General features: G+C 62.6%; 14 protein-coding genes. All 14 read left to right on the top strand.

Features of this window, described 5'->3' with window-relative positions; genetic code table 11:
• The first annotated feature begins 64 nt into the window (after window positions 1–64).
• The 14 genes from ACS13N_RS06835 (at window position 65) to ACS13N_RS06770 (ending at window position 13,516) form a co-directional block, all read left to right on the top strand.
• A complete protein-coding gene (locus ACS13N_RS06835; RefSeq protein ID WP_438930947.1) occupies window positions 65–1,003 on the top strand; it encodes a LysR family transcriptional regulator in 939 nt (312 codons plus the stop codon).
• A 172-nt stretch (window positions 1,004–1,175) separates the two neighbouring features.
• A complete protein-coding gene (gene mnmG / locus ACS13N_RS06830; RefSeq protein ID WP_438930946.1) occupies window positions 1,176–3,125 on the top strand; it encodes a tRNA uridine-5-carboxymethylaminomethyl(34) synthesis enzyme MnmG in 1,950 nt (649 codons plus the stop codon).
• Entirely contained in the window at window positions 3,125–3,793 is a 669-nt protein-coding gene (gene rsmG, locus ACS13N_RS06825; protein WP_438930945.1) for a 16S rRNA (guanine(527)-N(7))-methyltransferase RsmG, read from the top strand. Before mnmG ends, rsmG begins: the two co-directional genes overlap by 1 nt.
• A gap of 21 nt (window positions 3,794–3,814) precedes the next feature.
• On the top strand, window positions 3,815–4,600 hold the full coding sequence (locus ACS13N_RS06820; RefSeq protein ID WP_438930944.1) for a ParA family protein: 786 nt from the start codon (window positions 3,815–3,817) through the stop codon (window positions 4,598–4,600).
• A 17-nt stretch (window positions 4,601–4,617) separates the two neighbouring features.
• A complete protein-coding gene (locus ACS13N_RS06815) occupies window positions 4,618–5,529 on the top strand; it encodes a ParB/RepB/Spo0J family partition protein (RefSeq protein ID WP_438930943.1) in 912 nt (303 codons plus the stop codon).
• 331 nt (window positions 5,530–5,860) lie between these two features.
• Complete coding sequence (locus ACS13N_RS06810; RefSeq protein ID WP_438930942.1) at window positions 5,861–6,433, top strand: ATP synthase subunit I; 573 nt, start codon at window positions 5,861–5,863, stop codon at window positions 6,431–6,433.
• 223 nt (window positions 6,434–6,656) lie between these two features.
• Entirely contained in the window at window positions 6,657–7,538 is an 882-nt protein-coding gene (gene atpB / locus ACS13N_RS06805; protein WP_438930941.1) for a F0F1 ATP synthase subunit A, read from the top strand.
• 83 nt (window positions 7,539–7,621) lie between these two features.
• Window positions 7,622–7,888 carry a F0F1 ATP synthase subunit C gene (atpE, locus tag ACS13N_RS06800; protein WP_003262709.1) on the top strand — a complete coding sequence of 89 codons (267 nt, stop codon included), beginning with the start codon at window positions 7,622–7,624 and terminating at the stop codon, window positions 7,886–7,888.
• Between the two features lie 107 nt (window positions 7,889–7,995).
• Window positions 7,996–8,466, top strand: a complete 471-nt coding sequence (locus tag ACS13N_RS06795; protein ID WP_013210897.1) for a F0F1 ATP synthase subunit B — start codon at window positions 7,996–7,998, stop codon at window positions 8,464–8,466.
• 2 nt (window positions 8,467–8,468) lie between these two features.
• Window positions 8,469–9,005, top strand: coding sequence for a F0F1 ATP synthase subunit delta (locus ACS13N_RS06790; protein WP_048935664.1), 537 nt, complete (start codon window positions 8,469–8,471; stop codon window positions 9,003–9,005).
• A 62-nt stretch (window positions 9,006–9,067) separates the two neighbouring features.
• Window positions 9,068–10,609, top strand: coding sequence for a F0F1 ATP synthase subunit alpha (gene atpA / locus ACS13N_RS06785; protein WP_199032284.1), 1,542 nt, complete (start codon window positions 9,068–9,070; stop codon window positions 10,607–10,609).
• 77 nt (window positions 10,610–10,686) lie between these two features.
• Entirely contained in the window at window positions 10,687–11,562 is an 876-nt protein-coding gene (atpG, locus tag ACS13N_RS06780) for a F0F1 ATP synthase subunit gamma (RefSeq protein ID WP_039598272.1), read from the top strand.
• 42 nt (window positions 11,563–11,604) lie between these two features.
• Complete coding sequence (atpD, locus tag ACS13N_RS06775; RefSeq protein ID WP_438932804.1) at window positions 11,605–13,008, top strand: F0F1 ATP synthase subunit beta; 1,404 nt, start codon at window positions 11,605–11,607, stop codon at window positions 13,006–13,008.
• A 91-nt stretch (window positions 13,009–13,099) separates the two neighbouring features.
• Window positions 13,100–13,516 (top strand): F0F1 ATP synthase subunit epsilon, encoded by a 417-nt coding sequence (locus tag ACS13N_RS06770; protein WP_009239559.1) that lies wholly within the window; start codon window positions 13,100–13,102, stop codon window positions 13,514–13,516.
• The last annotated feature ends 58 nt before the right edge of the window (window positions 13,517–13,574 follow it).

Here is a 13,574-nt window from a genome sequence, read left to right as displayed (position 1 = left end):
GGTGAGCAGTCGCCAGTCTAGGCAGCGTGATCGCGCCGATTAAGTGGATAGAATCGGATGCACTATGAAGACCGAATTCACAATCGATCCGGACCTGCTGCCCGCCCTCGACGCACTGCGCCGCGTGGCCGAGGCGGGGAGTTTCACGCACGCGGCGGCGGCGCTGGATGTGTCGACCTCAGCGTTGTCGCAGACGATCCGGCGGTTGGAGTCCGCGCTGGGCGCGCAATTGCTGGCGCGCACGACGCGGCAGGTGAGTGCAACCGAGGCTGGCGAAGCGCTGCTCGCTGTCGCCCGGCCGAGCCTCGATGCGCTGTACAGCGCCATGGCGGAGGTGGGTGAGCGCGCGACCGAACCGCGCGGCACGTTGCGCGTGACCGCGTCGCGTGTCGCCTATCAGGCGGTGTTGCAGCCGGTGCTCGGCGATTTCCTTTCGCGCTACCCGCGTATCGAATTGGAGGTGTCGGTGGACGATGGCCTGTCCGCCATCGTCGCGGACCGCTTTGACGTTGGCATCCGCTTTGGCGAGCGGGTTGAGCGCGACATGGTTGGCGTGCCGATCGGGCCGGCGCGGCGCATCGCGGTGGTGGGCAGCCCGGCGTATCTGCAAGCGTATGGCACGCCCGATTCGCCGGACGGACTGCGCGGGCATCGCTGCATCCGCTACCGCTTTCCTAGCAGCGGCACCTTGTACGACTGGGAGTTTGTTGAACCCGAGCAGGGCGGCGCCATTCAGTCGGTCGACGTGGCTGGTGGTTTCATCGCGAATGATGTGCTGGCGATGGTCGGCGCGGCGAAGCAGGGCGTCGGCCTGGCACACGTGCTGGAAGACCTCGTCGCCGAGGATGTGGCGGCCGGGCGTCTGGTCCGTGTGCTCGACGCATGGTGTCCGCCGATGTATCGCTTTCATCTCTATTTCCCCCGCACGCCGCAGATGCCGGGCAAACTGCGCGCCTTCATCGATTTCCTCCGCGCCCGCTCGGGCGACACGTCCTCCCCCTGATGTGTTTCACGTGAAACACAATCGCCGCGAAACAAGCGGTGCATGTTTCACGTGAAACACGAAAAGCGGGTGATTTTCGATCCGATTGCCGCATCGTCGAACAGCGGGGTAGGTGGACGACTTATAATTCCGCTTCTCCAAATTTCTGATGCCTCCATGCGAGGAGGAAGCCATGCTGTATCCAATTGAATTCGATGTGATCGTGGTGGGCGGCGGACACGCCGGCACCGAGGCCGCCCTGGCGGCGGCGCGCATGGGTTGCCAGACCCTGCTGCTGACGCACAACATCGAGACGCTGGGGCAGATGAGCTGCAACCCGTCCATCGGGGGCATCGGCAAGGGCCATCTGGTCAAGGAAGTGGATGCGCTGGGCGGTGCCATGGCCATCGCCACGGACGAGGGCGGGATCCAGTTCCGCATCCTCAACTCCAGCAAGGGGCCGGCTGTCCGCGCGACCCGCGCCCAGGCGGACCGGGTGCTGTACAAGGCAGCCATCCGCCATCGCCTGGAAAACCAGCCGAACCTGATGCTGTTCCAGCAGGCCGTCGAAGACCTGTTGGTGGAAGGTGATCGTGTGGTCGGTGCGGTGACACAGGTGGGCGTGCAGTTCCGCGCACGTGCGGTCGTACTGACGGCAGGGACATTCCTCGACGGCAAGATCCACGTGGGCCTGAACAACTACACCGGTGGCCGAGCGGGTGACCCGGCGGCGGTGTCGCTGTCGGCGCGCCTGAAGGAATTGAAGCTGCCGCAGGGCCGCCTGAAGACCGGTACGCCCCCCCGGATTGATGGCCGGACCATCGATTTCTCGGTGCTGGAAGAGCAACCGGGCGACCTCGATCCGGTGCCGGTGTTCTCGTTCATGGGCCGTGCGGACATGCATCCGCGCCAAGTGCCGTGCTGGGTCACGCACACGAATGAGCGTACGCACGACATCATCCGTGCCGGGCTGGACCGCTCGCCGATGTACACCGGCGTGATCGAAGGGGTGGGGCCGCGCTACTGCCCGAGCATCGAAGACAAGATCCACCGCTTCGCCAGCAAGGACAGCCACCAGATCTTCCTGGAGCCCGAAGGCCTGACGACCAACGAGTTCTACCCGAACGGCGTGTCGACGAGCCTGCCATTTGACGTGCAGCTGGACCTGATCCACTCGATGCGTGGCCTGGAAAACGCACACATCCTGCGCCCCGGTTACGCCATCGAGTACGACTACTTCGACCCGCGCGGGCTGAAGGCCTCGCTGGAATCGAAAGCGATTTCCGGTCTGTTCTTCGCCGGCCAGATCAACGGGACGACCGGCTATGAAGAAGCCGCCGCCCAAGGTCTGCTCGCCGGCATCAACGCAGGTCTGCAAGTGCAGGGCAAGGACGCCTGGGCGCCGCGCCGCGATCAGGCCTACCTGGGCGTGCTGGTCGACGACCTCATCACCCGGGGTGTGACCGAGCCGTACCGCATGTTCACCAGCCGCGCGGAATTTCGCCTGAGCCTGCGTGAAGACAATGCCGACATGCGGCTGACCGAAGCCGGCCGTGCCATCGGCGTGGTCGACGACGCCCGCTGGGATGCCTTCAACCGCAAGCGCGATGCTGTTTCACGTGAAACAGAACGCTTGAAATCGACCTGGGTGAACCCGGCGATCCTCCCGTTGGAAGACGCTGAACCCGTTTTGGGGAAGGGGATTGAGCGCGAATACTCGCTGGCCGATCTGCTGCGTCGCCCGAACGTGACGTACGAATCGCTGATGGGCATGCAAGGGGGCAAGTACGCGCCCGAGGGTCCGTTTGCCGAAGATCCGCTGCTGGCCGAGCAAATCCGCGAGCAGGTCGAGATCGGCATCAAGTACCACGGCTACATCGCCCGCCAAGCGGACGAAGTGGAGCGCCTGGGCGCCAACGAGAACACCCGCCTGCCGGCCGATTTCGACTACTCGCAGGTGCGTGGACTGTCGATTGAAGTGCAGCAGAAGCTGGCCAAGCACAAGCCCGAGACCATCGGGCAGGCCTCGCGTATCTCCGGCATCACGCCGGCGGCGGTGTCGCTGCTGCTGGTGCATCTGAAGAAGGGTGTGTTGCGTGGCCAAGTTGGCCCCCGCACCGGTGCAGAAGGCGAGGCCGCCTGATGGCAAATGCACTGACCGACGCCCGATCCGAGTTGGAGGCGGGCGCCCGTGCGCTCGGACTGTTGCTGGATGATGTGCAACTGGATCGCCTGCTGGCGTACCAGGGGCTGCTTGCCAAGTGGAACCGCGTCTACAACCTGACCGCCATCCGTGATGCGGGTGAGATGCTTACGCACCATCTGCTGGATTCGCTCTCGGCCGTCTCCCGCATTGCTGAGCTGGCACGCCGTGCGCAGCCGGATGCGCCGCGCGTGCTGGATGTTGGCTCCGGCGGCGGTCTGCCCGGTATTCCGCTGGCGATCGCTTACCCCGACGTGAGCGTCACGATGGTTGATATCGTGCAGAAGAAGACCGCCTTCCTGACGCAGTGCCGCGCCGAGTTGGGCCTGGCCAATGCCCAATCGCACTGGGGCCACGTGGAAAAGCTGGCCGATGCGACGGGCTACGGTGTGATCACGTCGCGCGCATTTGCCGAGTTGGTCGATTTCGTCAATCTGGCCGGCCATTTGTTGGCCCCAGGCGGCCGCATGGTCGCTATGAAGGGCGTGCGCCCAGACACCGAAATCGAGCGTCTGCCCGCCGGCTGGACTGTCGAAGCCACCGAGCGCCTGACCGTGCCGGGGCTGCCGGCCGAGCGTCACCTGGTCATCCTCGCGCCGTCGGCGTGAGTCATTCACCGCAGAGGAGTCATGTCGAATATTTTCGTGATCGCCAATCAGAAGGGCGGGGTCGGCAAGACCACCACCACGGTGAATCTCGCGGCCGGGCTGGCCGCACAAGGGCAGCGCGTGCTGCTGGTCGACCTGGACCCGCAGGGCAATGCCTCGATGGGCTCGGGTATCGACAAGCACACGCTCGAGTTCAGCGTGTACCAGGTGTTGGTCGGTTTGGCGACGATTCCGCAGGCGCGCCAGCGTTCGGAAGCTGGCCGCTATGACGTACTGCCCGCCAACCGTGACTTGGCTGGCGCCGAAGTCGAACTGGTCGATCTGGAGCATCGCGAAAACCGTCTCAAGCTTGCCTTGGCCGAGGTCGACGCCGACTATGACTTCGTCCTCATCGATTGCCCGCCGTCGCTGTCGCTGCTCACGCTCAACGGCCTGTGCGCGGCGCACGGCGTGGTGGTACCGATGCAGTGCGAGTACTTCGCGCTCGAAGGGCTGTCGGATCTGGTCAACACCATCAAGCAGGTGCACGCCAACCTGAACCGTGATCTGAAGGTGATCGGTCTGCTGCGTGTGATGTTCGATCCGCGCGTGACGCTGCAGCAGCAGGTGTCGGCACAGCTCGAGTCGCACTTTGGCGACAAGGTGTTCAAGACGGTGATCCCGCGCAACGTGCGTTTGGCCGAGGCCCCGTCATACGGCATGCCGGGCGTGGCGTTTGATGCGGCATCGAAGGGTGCCAAGGCCTACCTGGATTTCGGCGCCGAGATGATCGCGCGTGTGCGGCAGATGGCCGACATGCCAGCCTGAGCGCAAAGAGGAACGACATGAGCACGATGAAGAAAAAGGGATTGGGCCGCGGCCTCGAAGCGCTGCTGGGCAGTCCCGCCGAGATTGTCGAGACCGCCAAGCAAGAAGGTGCGCCGACGGTGCTGAAGCTCGACCAGATGCAGCCCGGCAAGTATCAGCCGCGCACGCGCATGGACGAAGGCGCGCTGCAGGAACTGGCCGCGAGCATCCGTGCGCAAGGCCTGATGCAGCCGATCCTGGTACGCAAGGTCGAGTCCGACGGCCCGCAGCCGAAGTACGAAATCATCGCGGGTGAGCGCCGCTTCCGCGCCTCGCGCCTCGCCGGCCTGACCGAAGTGCCCGTGCTGGTGAAGGACGTGCCGGACGAATCGGCCGCCGCCATGGCGCTCATCGAAAACATCCAGCGCGAAGATCTCAATCCGCTGGAAGAAGCGCAGGGCATTGCGCGCCTGGTGCGTGAATTCCAGTTCACACACGAGCAGGCGGCGGAATCGGTCGGTCGCTCGCGCAGCGCGGTGTCGAACTTGCTGCGCCTGCTCAACCTCGCCCAGCCTGTGCAGACCATGCTGATGGCTGGTGACATCGACATGGGTCACGCCCGTGCGCTGCTCGCTGTGGATAGCGCGACACAAATCCTGTTGGCCAACCAGATCGTCAACAAGCGCCTATCAGTACGCGAGACGGAAAAGCTGGTGGCGTTGACGCTCAAGCCGTTCGAGCTGAAGTCACTCAAGCAGAAGGGCGGGCACCAAGGTGGCCGCGATGTTGCGCGCCTGGAAGAAGAACTGGCTGACCAGCTGGGCCTGGGTGTGCAGATCAAGCTGGCGGCCAAGGGCCGTGGCCAGTTGACCGTGCAGTTCAGCAGTCTCGATGAGTTCGATGGCTTGCTGGCGCGCCTGCGTCCGGAGGGCGACGAAGAAGCCGCCTGAGTTGTATGGCTGCGACAGTTTGACGCAGCTGGCATAACCCGTGCCACTGCGCCATTTGCGGGCATCCTCCGGCACCGAATCAGTGCGATTACCTCGCACATCATCGACGCTGCGCTTGGGTAACACCATCATGGAATCACCGGGGTGCCGCTCCATCAGGCGGATTCGGTGCCCTGGCAGCAGCACATCATTGCGCGCGGAGCGTGGAACACAGCTGCTCCAAGTGCTGTCGAAGGCGCCCGCACGACCGTTCGCTTGCGCGTTGACTGGTGAACGCCATGTCCCGTAAAATCGTGCGGTTTTAAATCCGCCTGACCCAAAGCGGTGCGGCATGATGAAAGACCATTCTTCCATGCAGCTAGCCGAGCGGCAACGGCCTGATTCTTACGCTTCGTTGGAAGCCGCCCGACCCACGTCGGCGCAGGCTCCGAAGCACGACGATTGGGACGATGACGCAGGAAAGGCGGAACCGCCGGTACATGTGCTCTCACATGACGAAGCGGTTGCCATGTTCGGCGAGCAGGCCCTGCGGGCTTCGCGTATCACGCCCTTCTCCATCGTGCTCGGCCAGGTGGCCATCACACTGTTGTGTGCGCTCGGGTGGTATGTCGGTAGCTGGTTCGCGGGCACGGGCGCTGTTTCAGCGGGACAAGCTGCACTGTCGGCCCTGTTGGGTGGCGGTGTGTGCGTGGTGCCTTCGGCATGGTTCGCGATGCGCCTGTCGACGGCCAAGGGGTTCGAGTCCATCGCTCGCCTGGTGGTGGGCGAAGCGATCAAAGTGCTCGGCACGGTCGCGTTGCTGGTGATCGTGGTGGTGGTGTTCAAGGGGCTGCATTGGCCGCCTTTGCTGATCACCCTGATCCTGGCGCTCAAGATGTACTGGGTCGGTCTCGCACTGCGATGACCGACCTTAGCCTGCAGCATTGCGGCAGGCGCACGGGATGTGTCGGAAAACGGCGGGAGCTGGCGGCAGGAGAGGCCCCGGTTCATTGCGCTGACACTCCGCAAGAATAAGGTGGCACGTTCAAGCTGCGTGCAGTCCGCGATCTCCAGGGAAACCTGTCGAGCATCGGGCGCGAGCAAGAACGGGTCACGAAGAATGTTTCGCAATATTGGACTGAATCATCATGGCAACTGAAGTCGCAGAAGCCGCCGGCCACGCCGCCGAGCACGCTCTCACGCCTTCCGCGTATATCGCGGAGCATTTGCAGAATTTCAATAGCATCGGTGGCAAGCAGGCATCCGTCGTCGACTTCTCCGTCATCAACTGGGACACGATGTTCTGGTCCGTGTTGATGGGCCTGATCGGCATCATCTTCCTGGGCATGGCCGCGCGCCGTGTCACCTCCGGCGTTCCGGGCCGCTTCCAAGCTTTCGTTGAACTGGTTGTCGAGATGGTCGACGACCAGGCCAAGGGCATCATCCACGGCGATCGTTCCTGGATCGCTCCGCTGGCCCTGATGGTCTTCGTGTGGGTCACGCTGATGAACGCGGTCGACTTGATCCCGGTGGACTGGGTCACGGGCGTCAACCATCTCCTCGGCACCTTCGGCGTGCACGTGCCGCACCACCGCGCAGTGGCTACGGCCGATTTGAACGGCACCTTCGGCATGTCCTTTGCCGTGCTGATTCTGATGATCTACTACAGCTTCAAGATCAAGGGTGCGGGCGGCTTCGCGCACGAACTGCTGTCGGCCCCGTTTGGCGCCAAGTGGTATCTCGCGCCGTTCAACCTGGTCCTCAACATCATTGAATTCCTCGCCAAGGCTGTGTCGCTGGGCATGCGGTTGTTCGGCAACATGTACGCGGGCGAACTGGTGTTCCTGCTGATCGCGCTGCTTGGTTCGGTCTGGACGTTCGGTGCTGATACTTCGGCACTGGGTTTCGTGGGTCATGTGGTGGCTGGTGCAGTGTGGGCGATCTTCCACATCCTGATCGTGCTGCTGCAAGCCTTCATTTTCATGATGCTGACGCTGGTGTACATCGGCCAGGCACATGAACACCACTAAGTCGTTGCGGTTCAGGTTCTCCGGTTCCGTTTGATTTTTTCAAGTTCTCAAGTTCTTAGTCTTTCACGTAAAAGGGAGTCATCATGCAAGCATTTCTCGCCAACATCCAAGGTCTGACCGCCATCGGTATCGGCATCATCATCGGCCTGGGTGCCATCGGCGCCTGCCTCGGCATCGCCCTGATGGGTGGCAAGTACATCGAAGCCTGCGCACGTCAGCCTGAGCTGATGAACCCGCTGCAAACCAAGATGTTCCTGCTGGCTGGCCTGATCGACGCGGCATTCCTGATCGGCGTTGGTGTGGCCATGCTGTTCGCGTTCGCCAACCCGCTGCTGTCGGTCATCAAGTAATTCTTTTCGGTCTGCATGATGCCGGAGGCGGCCAGGGTGAAACGCAACGCGTGACCCTCGCCGCTTCGTGCATTGATCCGTAGTCTCAATACCGAAAGGAACACACCATGAACCTGAACGCCACACTCGTCGCGCAGATGGTCGTGTTCTTCATCCTGTGGTGGGTTGTTGCCAAGTTCATTTGGCCGCCCCTGGTGAAGGCGCTCGACGAACGCGCGAAGAAAATTGCCGATGGCCTGGCCGCTGCCGATAAGGGCAAGGCTGAGCTGGAGCTGGCCAACAAGCGGGTCGAGCAGGCACTGACCGAAGCGCGCAATGAAGGCGCGCAGCGCATCGCGGACGCCGAAAAGCGTGCCCAGATGAGCGCCGACGAGATCAAGCAAAACGCCCAAGCCGAAGCCGCGCGCATCATCGCGCAAGCCAAGGCAGAAGCCGAGCAGCAAACCGTGCGCGCGCGTGAATCGCTGCGTGACCAGGTTGCCACGCTGGCCGTCAAGGGTGCCGAGCAGATTCTCAAGCGTGAAGTCAATGCGCAGGTCCACTCTGATCTGCTCAATCAACTCAAGGCTGAGCTGTAATCATGGCAGAACTCGCAACCGTTGCCCGTCCGTACGCAGAGGCGCTGTTTCGCGTAGCGAAGGCCGGCAATCTGGGTGCATGGTCTGAGCTCGTGTCGGAAATGGGGCAAGTCGCCGCCGTGCCTGACATGAAGGCAGTCGCCGATGATCCGAAGCTCTCCAAAGCCGATGTGGCGGGGATCTTCCTGTCGGCGTTGAAATCTCCGGTATCGCACGAGGCGAAGGAACTGGTTGGCCTGCTGGTGGCCAACAAGCGCCTGTCGCTGCTGCCGGAAATTGCCGCGCAATTCCATGTGCTGCGGAATGCCAGCGAAGGCGCCGCCGACGTCGAGATCACCAGTGCGTTCCCGCTTGAGGGCGCGCCCCTGACCGAACTGGTCGCCACGCTCGAACGCAAGTTCGGCAAGAAGCTGCAGGCTCACGTGAGCGTCGATCCTTCGTTGATCGGCGGCGTGCGTGTGCAGATTGGCGACGAAGTGCTCGACACCTCGGTGCGCGCGCGCCTGACGCAGATGCAGTCTGCGCTGACCGCCGCGTAATGCTGTTCCGCGAGGCGCCGATGAGATTGCCCGCGGACAGATTGAAGAATTAGGAGCATTCGATGCAACTGAACCCCTCCGAGATCAGCGACCTGATCAAGACCCGTATCGAGGGCTTGAAGGCTGGCGCTGACGCAAAGAACACCGGCACGGTTATCTCCGTGACGGACGGTATCTGCCGCATTCATGGCCTGTCGGGCGTGATGCAAGGCGAAATGCTGGAATTCCCGGGCAACACGTTCGGCCTCGCGCTGAACCTCGAGCGCGACTCCGTCGGCGCCGTGATCCTGGGTGAGTACGAGCACATTTCCGAAGGCCAGGAAGTCAAGTGCACGGGCCGCATTCTGGAAGTGCCGGTTGGTCCGGAACTGCTGGGTCGCGTGGTCAACGCACTGGGCCAGCCGATCGACGGCAAGGGCCCGATCAACGCCAAGAAGACGGACGTGATCGAGAAGGTCGCTCCGGGCGTGATCGCACGTCAGTCGGTGAGCCAGCCGGTGCAGACCGGCCTGAAGTCGATCGACGCCATGGTGCCGATCGGCCGTGGCCAGCGTGAGCTGATCATTGGCGACCGCCAGACCGGCAAGACCGCCGTGGCAGTCGACGCCATCATCAACCAGAAGGGCAAGGGCATCTTCTGCGTGTACGTGGCAATCGGCCAGAAGGCTTCGACGATCGCCAACGTGGTGCGCAAGCTCGAAGAGCACGGCGCGCTGGAATACACGATCGTGGTGGCGGCTGCCGCTTCCGACTCGGCTGCCATGCAGTACCTGTCGGCCTACGCTGGCTGCACGATGGGCGAATACTTCCGCGACCGCGGTGAAGACGCTCTGATCGTGTATGACGATCTGACCAAGCAAGCGTGGGCGTACCGTCAGGTTTCGCTGCTGCTGCGCCGCCCGCCCGGCCGTGAAGCCTACCCGGGCGACGTGTTCTACCTGCACTCGCGTCTGCTGGAGCGTGCTGCCCGCGTGAACGCCGAGCACATCGAAAAGATCACCAACGGTGAAGTCAAGGGTAAGACCGGTTCGCTGACCGCACTGCCCGTGATCGAAACGCAGGCCGGCGACGTGTCCGCGTTCGTTCCGACCAACGTGATCTCGATTACCGACGGCCAGATCTTCCTGGAAACCGACCTGTTCAACGCAGGTGTGCGCCCCGCTATCAACGCCGGTATCTCGGTGTCGCGCGTGGGTGGTGCTGCGCAGACCAAGGTCATCAAGAAGCTGTCCGGTGGTATCCGTACCGACCTGGCCCAGTACCGTGAACTGGCTGCGTTCGCGCAGTTTGCTTCCGACCTGGACGAAGCGACCCGCAAGCAGCTCGAGCGCGGCCGCCGCGTGACCGAACTGCTCAAGCAGCCGCAGTACCAGCCGCTGCAAGTGTGGCAGCTGGCCGCGTCGCTGTACGCAGCCAACAACGGCTTCCTCGACAACGTGGACGTGAAGGACATCCTGGCTTTCGAAAAGGGCCTGCACGACACGCTGAAGACGAAGTACGCCGATCTCATCAACCGCATCGAAGATACGAAGGATCTGTCGAAGGACGATGAGGCCGCTCTGCGTGCCGCGATCGAGGATTTCAAGAAGTCCGCCGCGTTCTAACCGCGTCATTCCCGGAACTGGCCACACGAGGTTGAGAAATTCGGCCTGCGTGGCCAGGACTGAACGGAGAGGAAGAAATGGCCGGAACAAAAGAAATCCGCACCAAGATCAAGAGCGTGCAAAACACGCGCAAGATCACCAAGGCGATGGAAATGGTCGCCGCATCCAAGATGCGCAAGGCGCAGGAACGGATGCGTGCTGCCCGCCCGTACGCTGAGAAGATCCGCAACGTGGCTGCGCACATGGCGCTGGCCAATCCGGAGTACAAGCACCCGTTCATGGTTGCGCGCGACATCAAGCGTGCCGGCCTGATCGTGGTGACGACGGACAAGGGCCTGTGCGGTGGCTTGAACACCAACGTGCTGCGTGCCGTCACCAACCAGCTGCGTGAGCAGCAGGGCAAGGGCATTGAGACACAGACCACGGCCATCGGTACCAAGGGCATGCAGTTCCTGGGCCGTATCGGCGCGAAGGTCGTCTCGAATGTCGTGCACCTGGGTGACACGCCGCATCTGGAAAAGCTGATCGGCGCGATCAAGGTTCAGCTCGACGCGTTCAACGCTGGCGAGATCGATGCCGTGTACCTCGCGTACACCCGCTTCATCAACACGATGAAGCAGGAGCCGGTGGTTGAGCAGCTGCTGCCGCTCACGGCCGACAAGCTGACGCAGACCGACGCCGAGAAGCAGGCCTACTCGTGGGACTACATCTACGAGCCGGACGCGCAAACGGTGGTCGACGAGCTGCTGATCCGCTACGTCGAGGCGCTGGTGTACCAGGCGGTGGCCGAGAACATGGCCTCCGAGCAATCGGCCCGGATGGTGGCAATGAAGGCGGCTTCGGACAACGCGAAGAACGTGATCGGCGAACTGCAACTGGTCTACAACAAGACCCGTCAGGCAGCGATCACGAAGGAACTGTCCGAAATCGTCAGCGGCGCGGCAGCGGTCTGACGCCCACGGCAAAGCATTAAGTTATTGGAGATACAAATGAGTATCGCAAACGGAAATATCGTGCAGTGCATTGGCGCCGTGGTGGACATTCAGTTCCCGCGTGACGCGATGCCGAAGGTTTACGACGCTCTGGTGCTGGATGACAGCAACGAAGCCTCGTTCGCCGAGAAGGGCCTGACCTTCGAAGTGCAACAACAGCTGGGCGACGGCGTGGTGCGTACCATTGCGCTGGGTTCGTCCGACGGTCTGCGTCGCGGCATGCGCGTGGCTACCACCGGCGCGCCGATCTCGGTGCCGGTTGGTCACGGCACGCTGGGCCGCATCATGGATGTGCTGGGTCGTCCGATCGACGAAGCTGGCGAAATCCAGTGCGACGAAAAGCGCGCGATTCACCAGAAGGCACCGAAGTTCGACGAACTGTCGCCGTCGGTGGACCTGCTGGAAACCGGCATCAAGGTGATCGACTTGGTCTGCCCGTTCGCCAAGGGCGGTAAGGTGGGTCTGTTCGGTGGCGCCGGCGTCGGCAAGACCGTGAACATGATGGAGCTGATCAACAACATCGCCAAGCAGCACTCGGGCTTGTCGGTGTTTGCTGGCGTGGGCGAGCGTACCCGTGAGGGCAACGACTTCTACCACGAAATGAAGGACTCCAACGTGCTCGACAAGGTGGCCATGGTGTTCGGCCAGATGAACGAGCCGCCGGGCAACCGTCTGCGCGTGGCGCTGACCGGCCTGACGATGGCCGAGCGCTTCCGTGACGAAGGCCGTGACATCCTGTTCTTCGTCGACAACATCTACCGCTACACGCTGGCCGGTACCGAAGTGTCGGCACTGCTGGGCCGTATGCCTTCCGCCGTGGGCTATCAGCCGACGCTGGCTGAAGAAATGGGCAAGCTGCAAGAGCGTATTACGTCGACCAAGACTGGCTCGATCACGTCGATCCAGGCCGTGTACGTGCCTGCCGATGACTTGACCGACCCGTCGCCGGCGACGACCTTCCTGCACCTGGACTCGACCGTCGTGCTGTCGCGTGACATCGCTGCACTGGGTATCTACCCGGCAGTGGATCCGCTCGACTCGACCTCGCGCCAGCTTGACCCGCAAGTCGTGGGCCAAGAGCACTACGAAGTCGCCGACCGCGTGAAGAAGACGCTGCAGCGCTACAAGGAACTGCGCGACATCATCGCGATTCTGGGCATGGACGAACTGTCGCCGGAAGACAAGCTGGCTGTGGGCCGCGCCCGTAAGATCCAGCGTTTCCTGTCTCAGCCGTTCCACGTTGCAGAAGTGTTCACGGGTTCGCCGGGCAAGTACGTGCCGCTGAAGGAAACCATCCGCGGCTTCAAGATGCTGGTGGACGGCGAGTGCGATCACCTGCCGGAACAGGCGTTCTACATGGTCGGCTCGATCGACGAAGCCTTCGAGAAGGCCAAGAAGCTCCAGTAAGAGCGACGTCTGGCCCTGTGCGTGAGCCAGGGTCAGCACTGGCTTCCTGAAGTCCATTCAGGAAGCGGCTTTTCTGAGCAAAGGAATCGAGATGGCAACCATTCATGTAGACGTCGTCAGCGCTGAGCACGAGATCTTCTCCGGCAATGCCAAGTTCGTGGCACTGCCGGGCGAGGCTGGTGAGCTGGGCATTCTGCCCGGCCACACGCCGCTGATCACGCGCATCAAGCCGGGCGCCGTGCGCATCGAGAAGGAAGACGGCGGCGAAGAGTTCGTGTTCGTTGCCGGTGGCATTCTCGAAGTGCAGCCGAAGAAGGTGACCGTGCTGGCCGATACCGCGATCCGCGGTCACGACCTGGACGAAGCCAAGGCGAACGAAGCCAAGCGTGCGGCCGAAGAGGCGCTGCAGAACCAAAGCAGCGACCTGGATCTGGCCCGTGCACAAGGTGAGCTGGCCGTGGCGGCTGCGCAGTTGGCAGCAATCGCGCGCCTGCGTCGCAAGCGCTGAAGCTGGTTTGGTCTGATCTGCTCGCAGATCGGACTGGCCAAAAGAGAAAGCAGCCCGT

Source organism: Ralstonia sp. 24A2, assembly GCF_051783885.1.
Lineage (GTDB): Bacteria > Pseudomonadota > Gammaproteobacteria > Burkholderiales > Burkholderiaceae > Ralstonia.
Note: the sequence above shows the minus strand (reverse complement) of the source record. Positions and strands in the feature narration are given on the sequence as shown.